Here is a 24,519-nt window from a genome sequence, read left to right as displayed (position 1 = left end):
TCCGCGCGGAGGCGGATCAGGCAGCTATGGCTATTCGGAGTACCTGCGTCATCGAGATGGTGTCCTTGTTCGGAATCCTAGGTATCAGGACCCGGAGGGAATGGGAGCCCCTGCCGGTCAGAAAAGGCGCCGGCAGGGTTAACTGAGCGCGATCGGTCTCGCTCAGAAATGAGTGCTATCAAGCAGCATCAAGGATCGATGCCAAATATTCGTTCAGATCGTCCACCCTTGGTTTCACCATGCCCTCAACGAACTTTTCCACGTCTTGCATCCACTTCATCGACCCGTCATTGATCCCGATCGCGGCAAGCGGGTCACACGGTTCGGGATCGGTGAGCCAAAGCTCGAATGCAGCTCCGACTCCACGAGATTTCAAGAGTTGCAAAATATCACCGTCTATCCCGTCTCCCTTGGAGCTGAAGGCAAGAGCCGGCACCTCGCGAGCACGCTCAAGCACCTCCGCCCAGCGTTGCGCGACCGCTATCGTCGAGGTTTCGAGGACGGTGGCAGCGCGCGCGAGCGTGTCGATTGCCGGAACCTCGGTCTGCATACTCAAGCCGCGCCGCTCCATCAACGCCTGAAGGATGCGCTTCTCCGCAGCGGTGGTGTGCATCTTTTGCCGCTGCTCGAGCGGTCGTTCAGCCTGCGAGACGGTGAACGAAATCTTGATGATGGGGCGGCCTCTCATAGAGCCGTGGATTGGTGTGTACCCGAGCACCCGGAACCGCTTGACATGATCCGCAATATCCTTGAGTGCCGGTAGTAGACAGCGTGATTCGAAGTGGGAATATTTGAGTTTGCCGGGCTCAAAATTCCAGCCGAGCTGAGAGGCCAGCTCCTCAGTGTTAATAATCAACGGTGCTGGTTTCTCGAAGCTCATGCCTGCGCGGTACGCCAGGATCGGATAGAGCCGCGGCGCATACTTGCATTGAAATTTCGAAAAGGGAGCAATCTCTTTCCAAGTATATGATTTGGCTGCCAGGATGACCGCCCGGACATCAGTATGCATCGAATAGCGGATGTGTCGCTTGCCATTTGCACCGACCTCTTCCGCGCACTGCAACAACGGAAACGCCCGATCGATCTTCTGTACGCCATCCTTATCCGTGAAATCGTACGAGACCCACGTATTTCCTATAGCGGTCATGTACTCGCGAATGCGATCCATCCTATCGACTTGGAGAAACTTCTTCACATCGGCAAAGGGAACGGCGAAGGTCGTTTGCCGGCCTAGATCCTTCCGGGCGAAAGCCATCAGGAATTCATACATGGCATGGGCTTTCGTGCCCATTCCCTGAGCCGGCGACTCTCCTCGCGATGCGCTCAAGTATTTGATGGTCTTGATCATCGCTCCCGGCATATCGACGGCCACGCAAGCTGCCCGGTCGGATCTCGGCTCCAGCAAGGATTTCAGATCGCCGTGAACTCCGCATCGCGTTGCTCCTGTCAGGGGTATAGACCTGTCGGCGCGGCGAATGAAGTTCTTGAACGTTGGTGCGGGCATGTCGGTCTCCTGTCTACATCTCAATGGTCAGAGCATCGGCGCAATGAATCAAGCGGAAGCTGACAAAAAGTGCCTCAGACCCGCCAATTATCTGACAAGACGTGGCTCAAAGAAGTTGACGAGAGTAGATGGGATCTGGATTGAACTTCGCTTTTCGCCGCGGATATTATAAGAGTACATGTGAGTTGTAACTCGTCTTCCAGTATCCGTCGATGGCGGCAACGGTGACCAAGCAGCGCGATCGTCGCCATCCGGGCGAGGTCACGACTTGCAATCATCGTATAGATTGCAACTTCCACTTCCATTTTCTGCATCAAGCAGTAAAAGATTCAAACCCTTCCGGAACGAGCTCCTTGCCAAAGCCCACACTAAAGACGGTCGCATCGAAACAGCCTCGCGAGACCGCGGGCTCGTCGGCTTTCAGGGCGTTTGATTACCAGGTGAACGTGTCGATGGCGCTGGTTCTCGACCTCTTCAGTCAGGGCAAGGAATTCGTCGCTTTGTTCGATCATCACGACGACCTCGTCGTATTCGTCGGGGAGGCCGAGGACTCCGAACTATCCTTCTACCAAGTGAAATCGAGCAGCGAACTCACATGGACGCCAAAGCGGCTCGCCAGGCGAAGCCCACAGGGCGAGCTGCCGAAATCCATCGTCGGCAAGGCCTACTACAATGTCGCGCAGTTCGGGCCGGAAATTCGACGGGCGTCAATTTTATCCAATCGGCCGCTGAGCGCTACCCTAGCGACGGCTACCAAGTCCGACTTGCACGATGGCGAACTTTCCGTTGCAGATCTCTGCTCCGCCGATCAGGACACCCTGATCAAGTCGCTTGAGGCGGACTTCCCCACCGGCTTCGACAAGACCGACACGACGCTCCTCACGTTCCAGCGCGTGCCGTTCGACCTCGAAAGCTATCGCTCCACGGTGCTCGGTAGGATCGTCACGATGCTGGAAGAACTCGACCCGGATTTCGTAGCGGTCTCCAGCCCCTTCTATACGGCCCTCCTTTCCGCGGCGGGCGAGTGCACCGGCAACAAGACGAAGTCGGCGACGGTCGAGGAACTGCGCAGGCGCGTCGCCCTCGATCGAGAGGCGATCAGCCGTCTGATCGTCCGGGTTCAAAGCAGGTCAAAAAATCTGGTCGAATGGTGGCCGGCCGTGAATGACGAACTTGCTGCCGCCGGGGTGCGCGCGATGCAGATCCAGCGCATCAAGATCAGGTGCATGTCCTACGTGGACGCTCGTCGGGCAGGCGACAGAACTGCTGCCAAGCTGAACAAGGCGATCGGCGACGCCATCAGCAAAACTGCGGTCAGCGGCATGGACAGCGTGCTCGAGGCGGCTGTAGCTTTGAAGGGCCACGGTCTCGTGGAGCCCGCGTCCGAGCTCTACGATCTCCAGTCCGCGATGATCGTCGAACTGATGGAAGCCATGACATGACAGAAGACGACACGACGAGACTGCGACGCGTCCTTCGAAAACTGAGCGAGAGCAGCAATGCCAACGGTAAAGTTCAAAAATCTCTTCCTGTTGTCGCAAGTCGAAAAGAGAGCGTTGCACGTACCATTGCACTCGCAAAAGCTGTTGATCCAAGGCGCAAACGGCTTTGGAAAGTCAGTCATAATGAAGAGCCTGTACGAGGCTCTGGGGGCGACGCCGAACAAGATTGACGACCGCTGGAAGAGCGCCAACGTCGCAAGCTGTCTCGAATTCGAATTCGCGGGCGAGACCTGGTTCTCGGTCAAGGCGCACGGAGTCCACTCGCTCTTCGACGACAAGGGCGTCAGGCGGTTCTGGGGCCAGCGCCTGGTCAAGGACTGGGGGCCGAAGCTAGCCGAGTTCTTCGGCTTCAAGCTGGAGATGGTGGACAAGGACGGAGAAACCCTGACGCCGCCGCCCGCGTATCTGTTCGCACCGTTCTACATCGACCAGGACGGAAGCTGGGACAACACCTGGGTTTCCTTCCGCAAGGACTTCTACCTGCCCGAAAGCGCGGCAACACTGGCCGATTATCATTCCGGCATACGACCGGACGGCTACTACGCCGCCAAGGCCGAACTGACCAAGGAGAAGATCGTACTCTCCAGCCTGGAGACCGCCGTCGAGACGCTCCGCCAGGCGATGACCCAGATCGAGGAAATCGAAGGCACTACGCCGACCTACGACCTGCAGGAATTCGCAAGCGAGTGCGACGACCTCGTCGCGGAGAGCGAACGGCTTCTCGTACTGCAGGCGGAACATCGCCGGACGGTATCCGACCTGCACGAGGAATCCCATCTCGTCAGGGCTGAGGCGGTGCTTCTTAAGAATGCTCTCAACGAAATGCGGGGCGAGTTCGAACTTGCGTCCTCGTTGCCGCGGCAGGTTGAGTGCCCGACCTGTGGTCACGAGTACCAGAATTCCCTTGCGGAAAGATTCGCGCTGATCGCGGACGAGGGGGTCCTGTCCAAGGCCCTGACCGACGCCCAGTCAAAGCTGGAGAGACTGGTCGAAAAGGAACGAGCCGAGCGCGGCAAGCTCGATGCGATCAGCACAAGCATTGCACGCGTCCAGAAGATCCTCGACACCCGGAAGCAGTCGCTTTCGCTCAACGACGTGCTCGTCGCGGCTGGCAAGACCGAGGCCGCCAAGCTCCTTCGGGTGTCGTTGAACGAGAAGATCGTCGCGGCCGACGGCTCCCGCACCAGGGCCGACGGCCTTCGCTCCTCGATGAACGAGTTCACGGACAGAACGCGCACGTCGGAGATCAGAAAGTTCTATCGCACCCGGCTTTCGATGTACTCGCAGGAACTGGACGTCCACCTCGACGATCCGGACAAGCAGTCCATCGTTTCTATCAACGTGGCGCGGGGAAGCGAGGGCCCACGAGCGCTTCTCGCGTATTACTACGCCTTCCTCCACACCAAGATGGCTTTCACGACGAACGTCAGGTTCCCCGTCGTGATCGACTCTCCGAACCAGCAAGGGCAGGACAAGGTCCATCTTCCCCAGATGGTGAAGTTCATTTTTGATCACGTTCCCGGCGAAGCCCAGACTATCGTGGCGACCGAAGACGCTTCGGGCCTCGAGTTCGAAGGTGTCACCATCGCCACCTACGGCGAAGCCAAGCGACAGGTCCTTCGCGAAAACGAATTCGACCGAGTGAAGGCCGTCTTCGATCCGTTCTTCCAGAAGATACTCGCGATGGATTGAAACCGTGCGATCACTCACAGACTTTCTCCGCTGCCTTCCTGGCGTGGCGCCGCGCAAAGCATACAAGCTCGTCCTTGCAGGCAATCTCCTGTCCGAGGAACTGAAGCGTGACCTCCATCCCCGCAGCGACAGCCTCTTCGATCTTGTCACGGTAGTCGGACCAGACGCCGCCGCTGCCATCCTGCAAGCATACAAAGACAGAATACTTCCAATGCAGAAGAGCAAGTCTCCTTCGAATGCCCCGGAAGCCGAAGCCTACGTCCACGGCGCCGAGCTGCTGCGCGAGGAGATCCGCGAACGTAAGCGCCGCAACGATTGCGTAGAGGACGTCAGCCTCGTGCGCGAAAGCGACTTCCACGATCAACACCTAACGAACCGGATATTCTACAAGAATGCCGGGCCCGGACCGGCAAAGCTGACGCTTGCCGGCATCGACGTTTGGAAAGACCTGCGGCGCTTCGCCAGCAACAGCGGCAAGTCGACCGGGTACGAATACTCCTTTACTTGGACGGGAACCGACGGCGTCCGCCGGAGATCAGGTTAAGGGCTACCGTCGGAGGCAGCTAATCGCAGGAACGACGAGAACCGGAACTGGGCCATGCATGAGTAGGCACACGCACCCCGAAGGAAATCAGCACCGCCTTTTAGCTGAAGGGGCGCTTACCTGAGCGCCTATAAGTGCATAGGTGAAAGCCACCTGTCGGAGCATCGGTGCCGTTTCGCCGATCGTTGCGAGACAGCGCTTTTGAAGTATCTGGTTTTGGTATTACGGGAGCTGGGGTCGAGGAAAGATACGCGGAAGTCATTCATGAAATGCTAATCGTTGAGAAATGCGCCGCCGGCAGAAACCATAAAGTCACGTTGTGAAGCACGAGGCTTCACGTAGTGACAGTGGAGGTAACAGTGCCGAGACCGCGAAACCCCGACAAAGAGGCGCACCGGGCAGCGCAAGAACGTTATCGTCGCAGATTGAAAGACGCACGCAAGCCCGAGGCACAGCCGGTAGACTGGGCAATCGCGGCAGCATTTTCCGTAGCCCTTGCTCGCCTCCGGGAAGGAGGTCGGTCCAGTTCCGTGCTGGAGGCCGTCGTCGCCGATTCCAAGTCCATCCTTCTTGGCGACGGATACTCTGCGAACGAGGCTGTTCGCAAACTTATGGCGCGACTTCTGTTTCGAGACGACCTCCCAACACTAAAGGGCGTGACCGCGAAACCTGCAGACGATGGCCGCTCTCCCCATTACTTCGCACTTCAGAAACGGGATTCTCGTCATTCACGTAGTGAGGAGAGATGCACGGCATGAAGTATTTTCCAGCATCGGTGCGAAAGAATGCGGGCGCCACCTGGGCAAATGTACGCGATGCTTTGATCGTCCTCGCGACTGTTGCTGCTGAGGATCCGGATCACGCTCGGCAAGTAAATGGCTTAGGCTTCAGCCGATCCGATTCATCGAAGGGGCATGCGTTGGCGCAACTTAGTGTTCAAACCGTCCTACGAAACGAGGCGACATTGGCGGAGGTGTTAAAAATGGCCGCTCGATACAGGAGGCAAGCAACTAGGATAATTTGAGTCAACGTGATTCAAGGCATCTCAAATTGCGGAAAATCGATTCAGAATACCGGTGGCATAAATGGCGTTTGCGATCTCCGCTGGGAAACCGCAAAGACCGAGCTCGTCGACGCCTTTCGCCGTGAATGGCGTGGAATACGGATCAGCGCCCTCGAGGAAAACTCCTCGGATGAGATATCCATGTGGACCGGAACTTGGTATCCGTCGAGATCATGGTTGACGAAGAAGCCGTGTCGCTTGTCGACCGCGAGTTCTTCCATGATCGCCGCGTCCGCGTCGACACCCATCATCATGGCGCCGATCATCTGGCTGCGTGCCGTCAAAGGGTTGAGAATCCGCCCGGCATCGCAAACCGCGAGCATTCCGCGAACCCATATTTCGCCGGTATAGGCGTGAACGGCAACTTCGGCAAAATGCGCGCCTAAGGCCGAGAGCGAATATTGCTTCGACTGGAATTCTCCTAACTCGATCTAATCTTTGACCCTCATCGCGCCCTGGGCCGCAACGTTGGTCAGACAGCACGCATCAAGGGGTTGATCTCGCTTTGATACAGAAACTTTTTTGACCTAATTTTAGTTATCGAATTCAACGGCTTGCATTGAAGTTAACCATGTTGTTGTGCCTCCCCACCCATTTTTCCTTGGGGTGGGGCTGATCTCATCGCTCCGAAAAGTCTCGTTATTTCTGCTGCGTCAACCAAGCCGAGCCACCGGCAAACGCAGGAGTATCTATGACCATGACCACCCTCCCTATCAAAGGACCCCACCGCAGTTTTCTGCAGGCTTTGGCGAGCTCCGTATTCTCTCACGGTCGCTACACCGATAAAGGCCGATTCGCTGACCGAGTATCGGATGCGGCCCCCGGTAACTCGCCAACGTCCAGTCAGTCCCTCAGGTCGCCGGCCTACGACCAGGTCGCGCGATCGATTACATGCCTTCCTCTCCTCGACACTGTGAATTTAGATGATCGCCAGCGCGCAGATCTGGTGATCGGCACCGCAGCAGTTGAAGCTGCCTGGAAAGCAGTGCAGGCAGATGCCCGCTGGGCCAACCATTCGCTTATGCGGAACTGCATCCTGCTTGCGTTGATCGTGAGGGACATTCTTCACGGGATGGGTCGGTTAGATGCAGTGGTCATGCCGGTCGGAGCACAGCTTCTCCGGTATTATAACGGCGAACCTTCAAACGTACTCACGATTGGAAGCCCGGATGCCCCGGTGCTTCCAAACGCCTGGAATGCCCATATGGTCGTCAAAATCGGAGATATCCTGTTCGATCCGACCTGTGGCCAGACGCAGCGGCATTGGAATGCTGCACCAGACACCGCGGCTCTGTTGCTCCGCCCCGAATGTGGGAAGGTCTCGCTTTTTGAACACGGGGAAGCCGATGCGATCGCCCAGTTTCGATATAATCGCGCCGGGTACGATTATGTCATGACTTACTTCCACCTGACACCTGCCTCGGCCAAACGCGCTGTGGGATGGGAGGCCTACAAGGACGCCCTGCCAAAACGTCGTGCACCGCTGGTTCAGTCAGCTCTACAGATGCTGCGAAACATCCAGCTACCGACGGCCCGAATGGGAGTTGCAGCATGAACAGCACCTGGATAAGCGAGCCGGTCTCGAAGTGGCTTCACTTGCAGAAATATCGCGGACATCTACCGGGCCTTCCGGATCTTTACGTCGGAAGATTGCCTGAATATATCGTTGGTCCTCGCGTCTATCCATGGAAGATCTGGTTTATCGAGACACCTGAAGAAGCAGACGCGCTGGAAAGGTCGCTTGATAAGCCTATCCTAATGAGGAGACGGTTTCTCGACTTCAAGTCAGGGCCTGATGCTACGTGCAGTCGCCCAAATCTGGAAAAAGATTACGGGCCGTTCACGATTGCCCTGTATGCTCCAGATGAAGCCGATACGGGCTGGCCATGGATCACGGTCACCAGATTCCCAACCGTCGAAATGGCTGGGGATATGGCTCATGAGCTCGGTCGCGGTGTGTATGGCTACGATATAGACATGGACGAGATAACGGCGATCAAGCGCGTTGAGGAGATGCAGAGAGCGGCAGCGGCAGCAGGTGCTCTCATCAGTATCTGCACGCCGTAGCTCCCGGCGATAGCCCATAGTGGGCTGTATTGCACACAACCCAGAATAGCCCCGTGAGATCCGCATGATCTCACGGGGCTGTTTTGCGTCGAGCCGCCACTTTTACCGTGGGTTCGGTGCCCTGTCGGTAGCAACAATTAGCGCCTGTGCTGGCTTTCTGACAATCGACCAAGCCGAGGCGCAAAGACAATCATGGCCGGTTTTCACCTCCATGGTGGATGGTATTTCCGATTTGTTCAGAGGAATTTTCTAGGGTCCGCCACGTTGCAGAAACGAGGAACATATGGACCGCATCTGGAATCAAGAGCCCACATCAAATTGGCCAATAGACTTCGGTCGCTACATATTTATCGGACGCGCAGTGCAGAAAGTAGGCAGAGCGCTGTTCGGACATGAGTGGACCGATGCGGCGCCGTCGCAATCGAACACCCCGGAATTCCGTCGCAAACAACGTATGACCGTTGATGACTTGTGGCACAACTGGCATATAATAGAAGCGCTGCTTTCTGAAGAAGAGCGCGCGCCGATCACGAAAATCCCGTATTTCAATCGGCCGCCGGCGATATCCGCAGAAGTATGGAGCATTGCAAACCGTCGCCTTGACGAACTTAAGCTGCCCTATCAACGATATAAAAGCGTACAGTCGCGAATGATGGAGTGGTTTCGCTCGGGCGCTGTAAGGACAGGTATACGGGCACTCCGTGGTGGCGACATCATCGAGGCGGCACCATCATTGTGGAATAGCGAAGAGCTTTCCTTCCGATTTGACTATGGCAAGCTCGATTCAAGCAAGCCTTTCGAGCCGGTCGAAAATCAGCCACCGGAATCGTTAAGTTGGATCTTTGTTGAGCAGGAAAGCTTGGACAAAAATATTCCGGACTTCTTCGCACCGAAACCACGGGCTGAAAAGGCCGCGCAGTCGGAGCTTCTCAGGTTCGCGATAAACTTTAATGAAGAATTCCCGTTGCACAGCTTCGAGGACAAACCCGGACTTATGCAAGCGATCGATCGCGCATGGCGTGACACTCATTATTGGGCGCCTGGAGATCCAGTAAGAGACACGAGTATATATTGGCGGAATATGCCTGACGTTATTGCAACGGTTCTGCTCGACATGGATGACCGGTATGGCAAGGCTAGTGCGCGGAAAAAGGGAACTCTATCCGCGCCCAAAAAAAATAAAAAGAACATATAATTTCAGCATCTTAACTCAAATTAACCATGTCGAACTTGGGGTCCCCCCCATAAAATCCAGCATAGGGACCCATCTCAACACGTCGCAATTGCTGCGAAACCTTCTCCGTCATCAACACCGGACGAACCGGCACGACAGAAGGAAGCGACTGTGAATACCAGTACCAGGAATACGAATGCCGAGGATTTTGAGGAGGGCATGCTTGCCGCTGTAAACAGCGTGCGTAAGATCATGCCCGACCACAACTCCATCTTAGACCTTTTCCATCGTGGCCTGCCGCTTTTGAAGCAGCATAGTCAGAAGGGAGAGGCTGTATGAGCAACGTCAGCAACTACCGCCTTCCGATGCCGCTCATCGATGTCGACCAGGCATTCTCGACTGTCGCCGAGCTTGAGGTCGTTTTGACGACGCTTCACAAGCGTGCCGTCTGGTTTTTGTCCACGCGCTCGACGGCCGAGGTCGATGAGGAGTATGAAGAAGTCGGGGCGTACGTCTGGACCGTTAAGACGGGCGACGAGTTCACGGCTCACTTCGAGCTTGCGGAACGCCGGCACGCGGTCTCCGCCATCCCGGAAGATGCGTTGTGCGTGCCCTTCGCAGGAACATGGAGTCTGCGTGATGTCGAGGCGGCGATTAAGACCGATAACTGGCAGGCTGCGTTCCTCGTTATCGGTACTGACCACTTCCTTAAAAAGTTCACGGGAGGAAGCCTCCATTGAGCGCCCTTGATGAGCTCCACGATCTGAACGGCATCGTGCTCTCCTGGCTTGAGGCACCTTCCGTGGAAGACTTCGATACATCAGCGGTCCTCAACGGCGCCGAAAGCTTTCAGCTATGGTTCGACGGCGAAGTCCGCAAATGGAATTTCGGCTTCGGACAGAATTGGAAGTCGGAACATCCGGACTCAACGACATTCACCTTCGACCTGACCAAATACCGTGTGAAAACGCACCAGGATGCGATCGAACTCTTGCGGTCGGAGGACTGGCTTGCAGTCTTGCATCGGCTCGCTGATACGCTTGCCGGCATGCATGCCGCGAATGACGAGTGCATCGAGTGGATGGAGAGCCGCGTCGGCTCTCCGGAGGAAGAAGCCGAGGAGATGTATCCGTTTCTTGCGATTGTCGTCAAACGTCAGGACGACGGTGGCTGGGATGTCTCATTCTCGTTCGATCTCGATAGGGACGTAGACGAAAGCGACGTAGCTTATGTCTCATGGCCACACTTGATGGGCGCCCGCACGCGAGCGGATGTTGTCGATCTCCTGAAGTCAGATACCTGGCGCTCGGAAATCAATGGCATGGCTCAACAGTATGCTTCGGCAGATCATAGCTTGGCTGGTTCCTTGGAGCGCTTGAAACCGGCCGACGAGGTGGAGCCATGTTTCGACGAGAACAACGCCGATACAACCGATGGCCATCGACGAATGCCTCTAGCCGATAGCAACGAGGAATTCTTCTCGGCCGCCGAACTCGACGACGCTTTGCGTGCAGCACATGAAGTCACGACCTGGCACCTGCAGTCGCATGCGTCAAGAGCAGGCGACAAGATCTACGATGACGATCTTGGGGTTTACGTCTGGACAGCCAAGATGAGTGGCGGTTTCGCCGTTCACGTTCAGGTCGCCGACCGCAACCACGCCTTGTCACACATCCCCGATGACGCGAAATGGATGGCTTTCGAGGGCCCTTGGACACTGCGAGAGGTCGATTTTGATTTCAAGTCAGAAGAGTGGAAACAGGCCATTCTGGCAGCAGGTGCCGAACATTTTCATGAGAGCTTCATGGACAGGAGCGTCCACTAATGCCCGGCTATTCGTTGCGCACGATTTCTCAAAAGCTGCTTTTGGCAACGTGACGCCACTAGCAATGGCGTAGGCCCTGCCGCCAACACTTCGGCAGCAGCGCCCGTATAGCTCCACTCCTCCCATTATCAAACCCAATCACGCGCCCGACCATATCGGCAAGGCGTTGCTGCGTTCACGCGACCCGCAGAATATCAATGGAGATCACTATGCTTACAGTTCTTGATCGTCTCGTTTCTTGCTTCCTCAAAGACCACCAACAGGACATTGAGAGCCTTTCTTCGGCAAAACGCATCCGCATTCGCCGTACAGCCCGTGGAACTCCAGTTGGTCGGCTGCAGGCCGACCTGCGTGACTCTCTTGCCAAGCCTCCGTTGAGACACGATAACCGCGACGTCACCGAGCAGGAAAGCTGGGACGACCTGCTTCGCCGGCTCGCGCCGTTTCTGCTTCCGGAGCTCTGCCACCTTCCGGTCGCTCTGGATATTAGCCGAGCCAAGATGAAGCGACGAGACGTCTTCGAACTCGCCCGCACCTGCGACAGCTTTTTTGAAGATCACGAGTGCCTCTATATCCACACCTCGGAGCACGTCGGAGCCAGCCGCCAGGCACATCTTGAGGCGATCTTCGTCAATCGAGAAGCGGATGGCGCAAGAACGTGGGGCGCTATTCTTTCAAATCGCGAGAATCGCTCCTTTTTCTTCCTTAAATGGGCAGAGGTCGGAGGACGCATCCATGTATTGAGTGGACATGCCGTCGGACCGCAGAGCTGGTTCCTCGGTGATGTCCAAAATCTCGTGTTTCATTGTTTCGTGGAAGGACTGCTGGCTGTCCACCATCACCTCAACCCGCAGGATTCTGATCAGATTGGCGAGCGGAAAGCGATCGGCAGCGAGCCTCACAAAGCCGTTGCGTGCAACACGGCCCCGTCGCTGCAGCGGATCACAGGAGTTGGAGGCTTTGGCCGCTTTCGCTTAATCGAAGTGTCGGCCAAGGGAGCACCATCACTGGCGGTATCGCACAACGCCGGGGAAGTGGAGGAGCGCCGGGGCCTCACGCATCAGGTAACTGTCCGTGCGCATGGCCGTTGGCAACCCTATGGGCCCCAGCGGGCGCTGCGTCGATGGATTACAGTTCAGCGACATACTAGAGGTCCGACAGGTGCCCCAGAAGACACCCGCATTCAAATGCAGAAGATCAAGAGCTAGCGAACATCTCCACAGCGTGTCCGAACCGGCGTCACATTGTCGGTTTCAGCCGTCGGGTACGATGATGCGTTCGATTTGCTTGGCTCCTGCGGCCGCTGGTCGCAAGACATCGCTCGTCTAGTTTACCTCTGCATTGGCCTGGCTCGCGACCTCGCGAGACAGCAGAACGGCATGCAAGAAGCTACCTGACCACTATCTCTACCACTGCATCTGAATTCGCCGCGTCAAACCGGCGCCCAACCCTTGTGAGGTTTTGATGCTGCACGAAATGAAACTTCCAATCGAATCCCTCGCCGACACGTTGGCTGAGGAGTTCCGTAAGACGCAGCTTTTCTGGCTGATGTGGAACGCGACCGATCCAACAAAGGTCCTTCCCTTTCCGACAATTGCTCTCTGGATCGACCTGAATGAACAGAATGAGCTTTCCGGCTTTGTTCGAACATATGATCGAACAAAGCCCGAATTCACACCGCCGCAGCACTCAATCGTCTACGAGCTTGACACGGCCGCACGCTACGGGTTTCGAAAACCATCGCTTGATCATCCAGACGTGGATCACATTTCCGACCTGTTGCTTCAGCCATTTTGGAAGCCTCTTCTCCAAAATGAGGTTTTTATCGGCCTTTTGCTCCGTCGATATCGGGCCCGACACATCGATGCCAACAAGCATAAGAACGACATGGTCGATTTTTATCTCCTTATCCTGATCGCCGAGCGTGAAGCGTCGGAAACACATGAAGCGCAGGCGGATGACGAGCCGGAATCAAAGAGACTCGAACGACTGCGACGTGCTTTCGATCGACGAGCTGTACTTCCCCAGCGATTTCTGAGCCTCAGCCGGGCATCGATCTTCTTCCTAAGCTCTCGAGTGTTCCGCGCGCTAAAGCGGGTCACGACAGATCCGACGTAGTCCAGTTCACCACCCTTACGCGCCTCCAGGAGCAGTCGCTCGATCCGGTCAAGTGCTGCCGTCGACATCTTGTAACCGATGATCATGGAGCCGTCGCTCGCGATGCACTTGATCAACGCCTTCCTCGAAAGGGTCGAAGTCGAGCTCGTAAGAAGGCATGTGGCGTCAGTCGAATGTCAACGTCGTCGTGCCGCCGCGGCGCAGCGAGACATCGCACCATTGAAGGAAGTCGCGCCCCATCAAGATATCGCAATTGATCGAGTCCAGTACGGCCACTTCATGGGAGTTCACCGTGATCTGGTGGCCGTTGTCCATGTGCATGCCAAGGCTGACCGTTGCGACTTGTGCTACCGACGACGCTGTAACTCCATGTATCGGCAGGTGGCGGCCGTTCGGCACCAGTCCGATCTGCTGGAGCGTTCTCGGATGGATGCATGTGTGGTCATTTCCTGTGTCCAGGTCCGCCAGGAACTGCTGGGCTGCGCCGGTCGCTGGATTGATGATCCACAGGGGCACTTTAATGAGGTCGGTGTCGGTCGGGCGTGTCAGGGTCAGGGTCTTCGGCATGCGCTCTCCTTCTGTCGCCTCCATTTCGGACGCAGAGGCCGCCGATGGCTAGCACCCTTATGCTGAGTGCAAGTTCGGATCCTACAAAGATGTCTAGCGCTCTGGAACAAGCAATAGCGCGTGTAAACCATTTGAGTTAAAACTATTTGATGCAGCTTCGTAACGACTCACTTCTGCTCAGCGCGTCCGACTTGGTCGGGCACCTGAACTGCCGCCATCTGACCGGCCTAGACATCGAAGTCGCGCGCGGCACACTTCCCAAACCCACTTTCTGGGACCCACTGTTGCAGATCCTCTGGGAGCGCGGCGCACGCCACGAACAGGGCTATGTCGAGCACCTGAAGGCGCAGGGCTTCGACGTCATCGTTATTGACGGCGTCGGGGTTGACGACGACGCTGTCGCGCAGACACGCACGGCGATGATCGAAGGCCACCCCATCATCGTGCAGGGTGCGTTTCGTCTTAACGCCTGGGTCGGCCGCACCGATATCCTTCGCCGCATCGATACGCCAAGCGATCTCGGCGCATGGTCTTATGAAGTGATCGACACCAAGCTCGCCCGCGAGACCAAGGGCGGTACCGTCCTGCAACTCTGCCTTTATGCCGAACTCGTCGCCTCGGTGCAGGGCCTGACGCCTGCATATTCCTATGTCGTCGCCCCCTGGTCCGACTACGAGCCGCAGATCTTCCGAATGGACGACTTTGCGGCCTATTATAGGCGGGTGCGGGCCGGGCTCGCGCGCGCGATCGACGAGGACAACGGGCCGGCGATCTATCCCGACCCTAAAACGCATTGTGATATATGCCGCTGGCAGAATCGTTGCGATCAGCGGCGGCGTGCCGATGATCATCTCGCTCTCGTCGCCGGTATCAGCAAAGTCCAGATTGACGAACTCAAGCGCCAGGGCATAGAGACTGCGGCCAACCTTGCGGTCATGCCGTTGCCGCTTGCTTGGAAGCCCACCCGTGGTGCGGCCTATTCCTATGAGCGCATTCGCGAACAGGCGCGCATCCAGGTCGAAGGCCGCGCTGCAGCCGCCATCCTTCACGAACTGCTGCCGGTGGTGCCAGGCTTTGGGCTTGCAAGCCTGCCTACCCCGTCCTCCGGCGATATCTTCTTTGACCTCGAAGGCGATCCCTTCGCAGGTGAAGGCGGGCTCGAATATCTGTTCGGTTACAGCTTCGCCGCCACGGATGGCACCGCCAGCTACACCTGCGACTGGGCTTTTTCCCGCGAGGACGAGAAGGCGAATTTCGAGCGCTTTATCGACTTCGTCATGGCGCGTCTCGAACAGCACCCCGATCTGCACATTTACCACTTCGCGCCCTACGAGCCGGCGGCGCTCAAGCGGCTGATGGGCCGTTACGCGAGCCGCGAGGAAGAGATCGACTTCCTGCTGCGCTCCAAGCGCTTCGTCGATCTGTACGGCGTTGTCCGGAACGCCTTGCGGGCGAGCGTCGAGAGCTATTCCATCAAAAAGCTCGAACCGTTGTACGGGTTCACGCGCGACACGAAGCTGTCCGACGCAAACATGGCGCTCGCAAAGGTGCAGGCCTGCCTAGAGCTTGGCGATCTGGAATTCATCGATGACGCCGACCGCACGGTAGTCGCCGGCTATAACAGGGACGACTGCGTTTCGACCTGGCAATTGCGCGACTGGCTTGAGACCCGCCGCGATGAGCTGGTCGCAGCAGGCACGGATGTGCCGCGCCCGGAGGCACCGGAAGGCGCGCCGAGTGAGAAGCTCAGCGAGTGGCAGGAGAAGATCAATGCGCTCATCGACCAGCTAACCGGCGACGTGCCGCTCGATCCAGCGGACCGGACACCGGAGCAGCACGCGCGCTGGCTGCTTGCCCATTCGCTCGACTGGCACCGGCGGGAGCAGAAGGCGCTGTGGTGGGAGTATTTTCGACTATCGGATCTCGCGGCGGAGGACCTGCTCGAAGAGCGAGCGGGCCTGTCCGGCCTTTCCTTCATCGGCGTAACTGGCGGCACCGCCAAGGCGCCGATCCACCGCTACAGCTTCCCGCCGCAGGAGACAGAACTGCGCGGCGGCGAAAGCCTGCGGAACATGGGCGGTGCCCATTTCGGCACGGTCGAGGAGATGGCGCTGGACGAACGCTGGGTCGATATCAAAAAGCGGGGCGACACAGCCGATGTCCACAGCGAGGCAGTTTTCGCTCATAAGGTAATTGATGCCGACGTGCTTGCGAAGGCGCTTGTTCGCATCGGTGAACATGTCGCCACGAACGGCATGGAGGGCGATGGCCGATACAGGGCGGCCCGCGATCTTCTCATGCGGATGCCGCCGCGGCTCGGCGAGCAGCCGATCCGGCAGGACGGCGAACCCACGCTTGATGCCGCGCTGCGCATCGCACCGCATTTGCAGCCCGGCGTGTTTCCCATTCAAGGGCCACCCGGTGCGGGCAAGACCCACACCGGCGCCCGCATGATCTGCGCCCTCGTTCAGGCTGGAAAAAAGGTCGGCGTCACCGCTAACAGCCACAAGGTGATCCGCAATCTTCTGGATGCCGTCGTGACGGCGGCCGACGCGATGGGCGTAGATGTCCAATGTATGCAGAAATCTGCCGAGAAAGAGGACGACGTCCACCGTTTGCGCTTCACGACCAAGGCACCTGAACTGCTCGGCGCTATCAGCCACGGCGTCCACGTCGGCGGCGGCACCGCGTGGCTCTGGGCGTCACCCGATGCCGCCGAAGCCGTCGATGTACTCTTTATCGATGAAGCGGCGCAGATGGCGCTTGCCAATGTGCTGGCCGTCTCTCAGGCGGCATCCACCATCGTGCTGCTCGGGGATCCGCAACAGCTTGACCAGCCCATGCAGGGTAGCCATCCAGAAGGCACCGACGTTTCATCGCTCCATCACATCCTCGGCGGTGATCAGACCATTGCCGAAAACCGCGGGCTGTTTCTGGCCGAGACGTGGCGGCTTCACCCGGACATCTGCGCCTATACCTCTGAGCTGTTCTACGGCGGCCGTCTTCACCCACGGCCAGGGCTGGAAGTGCAGGAGATAAGGTCGGGCGGCCGTGTCAGCGGCGCGGGCCTGCGTTACGTACCCGTGCCGACCGAAGGCAATCAGAGTTCGTCGCCTGAGGAAGCTGACTGCGTCCGCGACTTAGTGGATGAGATCCTTGGTGCGGGGACGACATGGATCGACAAGCACGGGGTCGAAGCGCCTGTTACGCTCAACGAAATCCTCATCATCGCGCCGTACAATGCTCAAGTCATCGAGTTGCAGGACCGGATCCCCGGCGGCCGCATCGGCACGGTCGACAAATTCCAAGGTCAGGAAGCGCCGATCGTCATCTACTCAATGACGACCTCAACCTATGCGGACGCGCCGCGCGGCATGGAGTTTCTCTACAGCCTCAACCGGCTCAACGTGGCCACTTCGCGAGCCAAATGCATCTGCGTGCTTGTCGCCTCGCCCTCCGTCTTCGAAGCGCAGTGCCGGACGCCGCGGCAGATGCGGCTTGCGAACGCCTTTTGCCGGTACCTAGAGCGAGCAAGCATGCTCTGAGCGGCGCGGCTGCCCTGGCTTTGAGCTGACGTCAACATAGCAGGAGAGCGGCAATAATTTCCGCTTTCGGACCTTAAGTTCACGTTCCCGCAGTCGCCGTGCGAATGGCCGCTTCGCGCACGCATTGCGGTCGCTGAGCATGCGCAGGCGATCTCCTAAAAGCTGCCATAGGCGGCAACCCACACCCACGAAAATACTGGCTCAAAGAAAGTCCCTCGACCCCGGCCACCACGCTTCAAGTTGCGTTCACGAGCAACCATCCTGTCAGTCGTAGGTGTCAAGTGGCCTGCCCGACCCAGACAGTTTGAGACATCCAGTCGCTACAGGGATCGCGCAGACAAAGCTTCCCTAGTTAATGCGCGACAACGGCATTGATCAATGCGGGCAGTCATTCCGGTTTCTCGGCTAGCGACATTACCGCCTAAGTTCGCCTGTCGCGGTCAAGATGAAGCAGGATGCCATGTTCGATATACTTTTTATCAAATAATGGGCCAAACAATGAAACGAGATTAAGCCTTCGACTGACTGACTCAGCTTCTTTGGGCTCGACAAATATACGAAGCTGGGTTGCTCAAGACTTTCGATTCAGGCACGTTCAGCGTTGCTGGTGAAGGGGGCGCACCAAAACGGTACATGCAAAACGATTTTGTCGAAGCCCCCCTAGGCGCGGGGTATCTAATTGTCATCAATCGGCTGGATCGACTTCGATGAACAGGAGCGCGAGCGGGCTCAGCGCCTGATGCAGCTCTTCACTGAACAGGAAGCTCGAGACGAACTGGGGCTGGGCGCGATACGCGATTCCATTGCCGACCACCTCTTCCCTGGCACCAGCACGGTGCAGACCCGTCTGCGCTACATGCTGTTCGTTCCGTACATCTTTTCGCGCCTTCCCCGAGAGCGGAGCAGCAAGGAGATTGCCGATCAGATAAGGAACGACCAGCTTCGCCTTCGCGATGCCTTGGTCGCCAATGAAGAAAAAAGCGGTGTGATCGGCGTCAACGCCGGTGCAAAATTGAAGAGGCTGCCAGCAAGCGTCTATTGGGCTGGGCTTGAGACATGGGGCATTCGTCGCTTCTCCGGCTCGATCGATGCATATGCGGCGTCGCTACCGTCCTGGCCAACGAATATCGGCAAGGATCATGACGATGACGACCATGGCGCGGGGCGAACCGTTCCGACTCCCTGGCATCCGCGCCTGCCTAAACCTCCCAAGGACATGCTCGAAAAGACGAGCTTCGCGCTGACCGACGAAGAGGCCGGTTTCGTGGTCGACCGTCTGGTGGACAGCAATCCGGACAGTCTGTTGGCTTTCCTCGCCAAGAACGGTCTCCAGGCTGATTCAGAGCATATCTGGTCGCACCCGCACCTCTCCATGTTCCCCGGACGGGCACGTGGGCTGGTGGAGCACGCGTCGATCTTCTCCGACGTGATGTACGGGGCCGCCCTGCAATACAATCTGCTGCTCAGCCAGTTGCGCGAAAATGAGCAGTGGATCGAGAACTATAGCAAAGCCATCAAGAAGTGGCAGCAGGACTTCGATCTTGCACGCCTCAAGTGCTGGCCGATCGAGGACTTTTGGGAAGAGATCCGCCACCCGGCCCACCGCGTGCAGGATCCGACTAGGCGCTTCGTCATCGAATGGATGGACTTGGTCCGAACCAGCGGCGCACTCAAGCGCGACGCCTCCAAGGCCCAGTCACTGGTGAAGGATCGTGAGCGCCGCCTGAAGAAGGCGCAATCGCGGTTCACCAACCGAGCTGCCCGCGATCGATGGCAGGGCTCCTCCGGCGCCTATCGACTGCAGTTCCGTTGGTCCCAGGCCAACCGGCACCTCCAGGATCTCGCCCGTGGCTAAGAGCACTCTCGATCCTGAAACCCGGCTCCTCTACGGTGACAGCCTCAAGGCCCCATTCGGCTACGAGTTCGATGGCGGCATCGCCACGACGTTCTCGATGGATTTCGAGACGGCCCTGGCCGTGCCGGTCAGTCTGGCGCTCTTCTCTTCCAAGAGCCGCGACGAGATCCTCGAAGATCCAGTGACGCTTCTCGAATCCGCGGAACGCACGGCCGAAAAGCTGGTCGTCTACGTGGACGCTGGTCAGATCCACGCCGACGTTCGTCAAGGCTCGCGGCTCGCCTCCCTGCTCGAGAAGGCGGTCCTCGAGGTGAAGGCGCCGAACGAGGGCAGCTTCCACCCCAAGCTGTGGGCGCTGCGCTTCAAGCCTCTCGACCGCGATCAGCCAATGCGCATGCGCCTGCTGATCCTGTCCCGCAATCTGACTCGCGACAGATCCTGGGATGCAGCCATGTGCCTCGATGGCGAACGTGGCACGAAGCCGTTCGCCTCCAACAAGCCGCTGCACGACCTCCTCGCGGCCTTGCCCGGAATGGCGGTCGGCAAAATCCAAGATACTCGCCGCGCCCTGACCTTGGCCATCGCCAACGACCTCCGTTACGTGAACTGGGATCGGCCGCCCGGTTGCGACGCCATAGAATTCCATGTCAACGGCGTCGGCTCGCATGGATGGAAGCCGACCCTCAGCAAGCGCATCGCGATCATGTCGCCATTCGTCGAGCCCGGAGCGCTCAAGTACCTGACGGATCTTGCCGATCAGGCTCCAAAGCTGATCAGTCGCTCCGACCAACTCGTCTGCTTGCCCGCAGACGTCCTTGACCGATTCAGGGAGGTGGCGGTGCTCGATGAAATGGCAGAGACCGAAGACGGCGAGGAGCCCTATCGCAACGAGCAGCAAGGCCTTCATGCCAAGATCTTCATTCAGGAGGACGGCAGGGACGTAAGGCTCACCCTGGGTTCGGGAAATGCGACGAATTCGGCACTTCTTCCCGGAGGCCGCGCGACGTCCAACGTCGAGGTCTTCGCCACGCTCCATGGTCTGCGCAGGCACCTTGGCGGGATCGACGAGATCCTGGGCGAAACCGGCTTTGGTCGGATGACGCGGACATTCCAACCTGACGAGGTGGAACCACCCGATCCGGCCGATGTATCGGCAGATCAGAACCTGTTGCAGGCACGCAGAGCGCTTGCGCGCGGCGCGCTGTCCCTTCGCTGCGAAGCCAAGGAGGAGGACGGTGCCCAGCGTTGGAAGCTGTGGCTCGTTCCGCCCGAAGGCGGTCTGCGACTCGACAAGCTCGGTCGGTTGCGTGCCTGGCCCATCACCTTGGGCGAAGGACACGCTCGAGGTGCCCTGGCCGGCATTCGCAGCGGGTCGCCGATCGATCTCGGCACGATGGCCCTAGTCGATCTGACCAGCTTCATTGCCATTGAGATCACCGATCAGGCCACTGGGCGCACCGAACTCTTCAGCACCGGTTTGACCGTGGAAGGCATGCCGGAGGAGAGAGATCTGGCGATCTTCAACCACGTGATTGACAGCAGGCAAAAGTTCATGGCGTACCTACGGCTCCTGCTGGCTTCCTTCATCGATCAACCATTGCCGCCGTTGGGCCAACACGGGAAGGGCAAAGGATTCTGGGGCAGTGGCGCCGCCGACGCTCCCCTGTTCGAAGACCTCGTCCGTGCGCTGTGCGCAGGTGATGGCCGTCTGGCGACAGTCGATCGGCTGATCAGGCGGCTCTCGCCCGAAACCGACGCCGTTGCGGAGGATCGCGTGCCGGCCGAATTCAAGGAGCTGTGGCAAGTGTTTCGTACCGTCCTGGAGGCTTCCGATGCGCGGTGAACCATTCGACGCGACGGCATCGCTCGCCCAGCTCAAGCGATTTCAGCGGCGCACGGTCGATTACGTCTTCGACCGCCTGCATGGACCAGATCCGGTCCGGCACTTCCTCGTGGCCGACGAGGTTGGCTTGGGCAAGACCATGATCGCCCGCGGCATCGTCGCAAAGACGATCGAGAAGCTGTGGCCTTCGGCCAAGCGAATCGACATTCTCTACATCTGCTCCAATCAGGCCATAGCCGCGCAGAACCTCAATCGGCTGAACGTGCTGGGCAAGGAGGCGATGGCTCTGCCAACGCGCATCACGCTTATGCCGCTGCGAATGCGCAGCAAGGACAAGGAGGACGTCATCGCCCGCAATGGCGTCAACTCTATCAGCCTGACGCCTGATACCACCTTCAACCTCCATTCGACGACCGGCGTAATGGAAGAGCGCGCGTTCCTTTTCAGACTGCTCGAGCCTTTTGCTCGCTTCACGCCGCTCAAGAATGCTTTGCAGGTCGGCGCCAGCGCCGACAAGTGGAAGGGCGAGATCGATCGGATGTCTGTCGATGGAATCGACAAGACCATCGTTCGCCGTTTCCGATCGATCGTTTCGAAAGACAAGGCATTGCGCGCCGAACTCGACGCGGTATGCGATTTGTTCGCCCGCCGCCGACCGAAATACCCGCACGAGACGCTTAGGGCCCGGAATGCTCTGGTCGGCAGGCTGAGGAAGGTGCTGTCGCAGGCCTGCATCGTCGCCTTGAAACCGGACCTGATCATCCTCGACGAGTTTCAACGCTTTCGAGAGCTGCTGTCCGGCGCAGGACATGCCGGGGAGCTTGCACGCGCGCTGTTCGAGTACGGCGACCAGGAAACCGGTGCGCGAACGCTTCTTCTTTCCGCCACTCCCTACAAGATGCTGACGTTGTCAGACGATGCTTCGGATGATGGCGACCATTACGAAGACTTCCTCAAGACGGTCGGCTTCCTTCATGGTCATGACCGTGCTGCGGCCGTAGCCAAAGAACTCGACGTCGAGATGAGGCAGTTTCGCCGTTACCTTCAGCAGTTCCCAGAGGGGACCAAACGGGCCAAGCAGGCGCGTGCCGGCATCGAGCGGCGCCTGAAAAGGGTGATGACCCGCACCGAAAGGGTGGACAGCACCAGCGAAAAGGATTCGATGCTCACCGAACCCGCCATGCAGGTGAAGATCGCACCCATCGATCTTCACCATGCGGCAGTCTCGGCAGAGGTGGCTCGCATCGCCGGCGCTCCGGAGATCGTCGAATATTGGAAGTCGGCGCCCTATTTGCTCAATTTCATGCGGGATTACGCTCTCAAAAAGCTGCTGAAGAAGGCAGTGGACGAGTCCGACCCAGCGCTGGTCGCAGCCGTTGCCAAAGCAGAAGCCCAATCCCTTAAGCCGGACGTCATCGACAAGTACCAGCCCATCGACCCCGGCAACGCTCGGCTTCGAGCGCTCATGTCGGACCTCTTCGACGACGGGCTCGATCAGCAGCTCTGGATTGCACCGTCATCGCCCTACTATGGGTCCGCGCCAAGCGGCCGGGCCTCGACCAAGGCCCTGGTCTTCTCGTCGTGGCAAATGGTGCCCGACGCCTTGGCGGCTCTCATCTCGTATGAAGTCGAGCGCCGAATGGGCGCTGCAGCGATGAACCTCGACTACAGCAGTGCCACCAAGCGGCGACCTCTGCAGTTCTCGGTGGAGAGTGGCAAACCCACCGCCCTGCGCTCGGTCAACCTCATCTACCCTTCGCCGCTACTGGCGGAAGCCGGGGATCCATTGCAGATCTTCGCCGCGAGCCCCGAACGCCTCGGCCTCGAGGAGATGCGCAATGCGGTGCGCGAACGGATCGCCTCGAAACTCACCGGCCACTCCCGAAGCGATGTCGGGGATACTTCGGCCACGCGAGACTGGGAATGGTCGGTAGCCGCCTGCGTGGATGCCTCCGCAGGCAATCGCGCTCTCGATTGGCTGCAAGGCGATCCCTTTGCCTGGACCAGTAACGAAGCCGGATTTCGCGAGCACGTCGCCGAATTGAGGCGCGCCGCGGAAGCTCCCCCTGGCCCTCTCCATGACGCTGCCGTCGAGCTCCTCGTGGATGTTGCGCTTGGAAGCCCGGCGGTTTGCGCTGTGCGCGCCCTGCGACGCATCGCTCCGGAACTCGCTTTCGACGACCCAGTCCTGCTCGAAGCCGCGGCTTATGTCGCCTGGGGTTTTCGCACGCTCTTCAACCAGCATGAGGCTGTGGCCCTCCTGCGTCAGGAGAGTGAGGAGCATTATTGGCGAAGCGTCCTCGCCCACTGCGCCGCGCACAACCTGCAAGCAGTCCTCGACGAGTACGCTCACTACCTACTGGAAGGCGAAGGCCTCCTCGGTTCGCCTCCGGCCCAACGAGCGACGCGCGTGGCGCAGGCGATGGTCAACGCGCTCTCCATTCGGCCGTCGCAGATCGAGGTCGACGACATCCGCGTGGAGAAGGGACGCATCGTTTTCCGCGATCCCATCAAGATGCGCGGCCGCTTCGCCATGCGGCTCGCCGAGGTGAAGGACGACGAGGGTGGTTCCGTCCGACTGTCCACCGTGCGAGAGGCGTTCAACTCGCCGTTCCGGCCGTTCGTACTGGCGACGACCTCCATCGGGCAGGAGGGCCTGGACTTCCACCCGTATTGCCACCGTGTATACCATTGGAATCTGCCTGGAAATCCAGTCGACCTCGAGCAGCGGGAGGGGCGCGTTCATCGCTTCAAGGGACACGCCGTGCGCTTGAACGTCGCCGCGGCCCATGCCGATGACCTTCGGCGCAGCAGAAAGCCGATCGAGGACCCGTGGGTCACGATGTTCGCTGCGGCGCGGCGCGCGACGAAGAGTCGGGACGAACTCATTCCATACTGGATCTATGAAGGAACCACAAAAGTCGAGCGACGGGTGCCAATGCTACCCTTCAGTCGGGAGGAGAAACGGCTGGAATGGCTCAAGCGGAGCTTGACGGTCTACCGCCTCGCATTCGGTCAACCAAGACAGGACGATCTCTTAGCGCACCTCGTAAGGCTAGTTGGCGAAGGGGTCGATGCGAGCGCTTTCGACGATCTTCAGATCCGGTTGCGGCCTTAATTTCTGACTCGAGATTGCGCCAAGTAGCTGCAAAGACATCACTTTTTCTGGCGGGGAATGCCGGATAGTAGGCGGACAAATATGTCCAAAAATGGCTTGCCT

Annotated in this window: 18 protein-coding genes and 1 pseudogene; 16 read left to right on the top strand and 3 right to left on the bottom strand. The window is 58.5% G+C overall.

Features of this window, described 5'->3' with window-relative positions; translation table 11 throughout:
• Positions 1-178: 178 nt before the first annotated feature.
• Positions 179-1,504 (bottom strand): replication initiation protein, encoded by a 1,326-nt coding sequence (locus ASC96_RS00820; RefSeq protein ID WP_060500437.1) that lies wholly within the window; start codon positions 1,502-1,504, stop codon positions 179-181.
• Positions 1,505-1,728: 224 nt separating this feature from the next.
• On the opposite strand from ASC96_RS00820, the gene ASC96_RS00815 reads away from it, so the two are divergent.
• From ASC96_RS00815 to ASC96_RS00805, 4 genes are read left to right on the top strand one after another with little or no spacing between them, the layout of a single operon-like run.
• Positions 1,729-2,946: a dsDNA nuclease domain-containing protein gene (locus ASC96_RS00815; RefSeq protein ID WP_162246308.1), complete on the top strand. Its 1,218-nt coding sequence runs from the start codon at positions 1,729-1,731 to the stop codon at positions 2,944-2,946.
• On the top strand, positions 2,943-3,176 hold the full coding sequence (locus tag ASC96_RS33150; RefSeq protein ID WP_162246307.1) for a hypothetical protein: 234 nt from the start codon (positions 2,943-2,945) through the stop codon (positions 3,174-3,176). The genes ASC96_RS00815 and ASC96_RS33150 overlap by 4 nt, the downstream gene beginning before the upstream one ends.
• A complete protein-coding gene (locus ASC96_RS00810; protein WP_060500433.1) occupies positions 3,130-4,698 on the top strand; it encodes a hypothetical protein in 1,569 nt (522 codons plus the stop codon). Before ASC96_RS33150 ends, ASC96_RS00810 begins: the two co-directional genes overlap by 47 nt.
• A gap of 4 nt (positions 4,699-4,702) precedes the next feature.
• Positions 4,703-5,242 carry a hypothetical protein gene (locus tag ASC96_RS00805; protein WP_244481785.1) on the top strand — a complete coding sequence of 180 codons (540 nt, stop codon included), beginning with the start codon at positions 4,703-4,705 and terminating at the stop codon, positions 5,240-5,242.
• A 1,045-nt stretch (positions 5,243-6,287) separates the two neighbouring features.
• On the opposite strand, the pseudogene ASC96_RS31435 reads toward ASC96_RS00805, so the two are convergent.
• A pseudogene (locus tag ASC96_RS31435) lies at positions 6,288-6,745 on the bottom strand (molybdopterin cofactor-binding domain-containing protein); the annotation flags it as partial.
• Positions 6,746-6,996: 251 nt separating this feature from the next.
• Here ASC96_RS31435 and ASC96_RS00790 point away from each other — a divergent pair.
• The 8 genes from ASC96_RS00790 (at position 6,997) to ASC96_RS00755 (ending at position 13,489) form a co-directional block, all read left to right on the top strand.
• The gene (locus ASC96_RS00790; RefSeq protein ID WP_060500428.1) at positions 6,997-7,860 is read left to right on the top strand and encodes a hypothetical protein; all 864 of its coding nucleotides are present in this window, start codon (positions 6,997-6,999) and stop codon (positions 7,858-7,860) included.
• Complete coding sequence (locus tag ASC96_RS00785; protein ID WP_060500426.1) at positions 7,857-8,372, top strand: hypothetical protein; 516 nt, start codon at positions 7,857-7,859, stop codon at positions 8,370-8,372. The genes ASC96_RS00790 and ASC96_RS00785 overlap by 4 nt, the downstream gene beginning before the upstream one ends.
• A gap of 283 nt (positions 8,373-8,655) precedes the next feature.
• Positions 8,656-9,567: a hypothetical protein gene (locus ASC96_RS00780; protein ID WP_060500424.1), complete on the top strand. Its 912-nt coding sequence runs from the start codon at positions 8,656-8,658 to the stop codon at positions 9,565-9,567.
• Positions 9,568-9,717: 150 nt separating this feature from the next.
• Positions 9,718-9,885: a hypothetical protein gene (locus tag ASC96_RS33145; RefSeq protein WP_162246306.1), complete on the top strand. Its 168-nt coding sequence runs from the start codon at positions 9,718-9,720 to the stop codon at positions 9,883-9,885.
• Complete coding sequence (locus ASC96_RS00775; RefSeq protein WP_060500422.1) at positions 9,882-10,286, top strand: hypothetical protein; 405 nt, start codon at positions 9,882-9,884, stop codon at positions 10,284-10,286. The genes ASC96_RS33145 and ASC96_RS00775 overlap by 4 nt, the downstream gene beginning before the upstream one ends.
• Positions 10,283-11,371, top strand: coding sequence for a hypothetical protein (locus ASC96_RS00770; protein WP_060500421.1), 1,089 nt, complete (start codon positions 10,283-10,285; stop codon positions 11,369-11,371). Before ASC96_RS00775 ends, ASC96_RS00770 begins: the two co-directional genes overlap by 4 nt.
• Positions 11,372-11,580: 209 nt before the next feature.
• On the top strand, positions 11,581-12,579 hold the full coding sequence (locus ASC96_RS32380; RefSeq protein WP_156397338.1) for a hypothetical protein: 999 nt from the start codon (positions 11,581-11,583) through the stop codon (positions 12,577-12,579).
• Between the two features lie 256 nt (positions 12,580-12,835).
• A complete protein-coding gene (locus ASC96_RS00755; protein ID WP_060500414.1) occupies positions 12,836-13,489 on the top strand; it encodes a hypothetical protein in 654 nt (217 codons plus the stop codon).
• A gap of 165 nt (positions 13,490-13,654) precedes the next feature.
• Here the strand turns inward: ASC96_RS00755 and ASC96_RS00750 are convergent, their stop codons facing one another.
• Positions 13,655-14,056, bottom strand: a complete 402-nt coding sequence (locus tag ASC96_RS00750) for a retroviral-like aspartic protease family protein (protein ID WP_060500412.1) — start codon at positions 14,054-14,056, stop codon at positions 13,655-13,657.
• Positions 14,057-14,205: 149 nt separating this feature from the next.
• Between ASC96_RS00750 and ASC96_RS00745 the strand changes: the two genes are divergently transcribed.
• From ASC96_RS00745 to ASC96_RS00730, 4 genes are all read left to right on the top strand, one after another.
• The gene (locus ASC96_RS00745; protein ID WP_060500410.1) at positions 14,206-17,601 is read left to right on the top strand and encodes a TM0106 family RecB-like putative nuclease; all 3,396 of its coding nucleotides are present in this window, start codon (positions 14,206-14,208) and stop codon (positions 17,599-17,601) included.
• A 679-nt stretch (positions 17,602-18,280) separates the two neighbouring features.
• The gene (locus ASC96_RS00740) at positions 18,281-19,456 is read left to right on the top strand and encodes a DUF6361 family protein (protein WP_060500408.1); all 1,176 of its coding nucleotides are present in this window, start codon (positions 18,281-18,283) and stop codon (positions 19,454-19,456) included.
• A complete protein-coding gene (locus ASC96_RS00735) occupies positions 19,449-21,299 on the top strand; it encodes a phospholipase D family protein (protein ID WP_060500406.1) in 1,851 nt (616 codons plus the stop codon). Before ASC96_RS00740 ends, ASC96_RS00735 begins: the two co-directional genes overlap by 8 nt.
• Positions 21,289-24,417: a helicase-related protein gene (locus ASC96_RS00730; protein ID WP_060500404.1), complete on the top strand. Its 3,129-nt coding sequence runs from the start codon at positions 21,289-21,291 to the stop codon at positions 24,415-24,417. The genes ASC96_RS00735 and ASC96_RS00730 overlap by 11 nt, the downstream gene beginning before the upstream one ends.
• Positions 24,418-24,519: the final 102 nt, after the last annotated feature.

Source organism: Rhizobium sp. Root1204, from assembly GCF_001424965.1.
Lineage (GTDB): Bacteria > Pseudomonadota > Alphaproteobacteria > Rhizobiales > Rhizobiaceae > Pararhizobium.
This window is presented reverse-complemented; position numbering and strand designations above follow the sequence as displayed.

Bases quoted from the DNA above. Each gene is read 5' to 3' on its own strand.
- ASC96_RS00810 (WP_060500433.1), top strand. From the start codon at position 3,130: ATGAAGAGCCTGTACGAGGCTCTGGGGGCGACGCCGAACAAGATTGAC.
- ASC96_RS00755 (WP_060500414.1), top strand. From the start codon at position 12,836: ATGCTGCACGAAATGAAACTTCCAATCGAATCCCTCGCCGACACGTTG.
- ASC96_RS00785 (WP_060500426.1), top strand. From the start codon at position 7,857: ATGAACAGCACCTGGATAAGCGAGCCGGTCTCGAAGTGGCTTCACTTG.
- ASC96_RS00730 (WP_060500404.1), top strand. From the start codon at position 21,289: ATGCGCGGTGAACCATTCGACGCGACGGCATCGCTCGCCCAGCTCAAG.
- ASC96_RS00750 (WP_060500412.1), bottom strand. From the start codon at position 14,056: ATGCCGAAGACCCTGACCCTGACACGCCCGACCGACACCGACCTCATT.
- ASC96_RS00775 (WP_060500422.1), top strand. From the start codon at position 9,882: ATGAGCAACGTCAGCAACTACCGCCTTCCGATGCCGCTCATCGATGTC.
- ASC96_RS00820 (WP_060500437.1), bottom strand. From the start codon at position 1,504: ATGCCCGCACCAACGTTCAAGAACTTCATTCGCCGCGCCGACAGGTCT.
- ASC96_RS00745 (WP_060500410.1), top strand. From the start codon at position 14,206: ATGCAGCTTCGTAACGACTCACTTCTGCTCAGCGCGTCCGACTTGGTC.
- ASC96_RS00780 (WP_060500424.1), top strand. From the start codon at position 8,656: ATGGACCGCATCTGGAATCAAGAGCCCACATCAAATTGGCCAATAGAC.
- ASC96_RS33150 (WP_162246307.1), top strand. From the start codon at position 2,943: ATGACAGAAGACGACACGACGAGACTGCGACGCGTCCTTCGAAAACTG.
- ASC96_RS00790 (WP_060500428.1), top strand. From the start codon at position 6,997: ATGACCATGACCACCCTCCCTATCAAAGGACCCCACCGCAGTTTTCTG.
- ASC96_RS32380 (WP_156397338.1), top strand. From the start codon at position 11,581: ATGCTTACAGTTCTTGATCGTCTCGTTTCTTGCTTCCTCAAAGACCAC.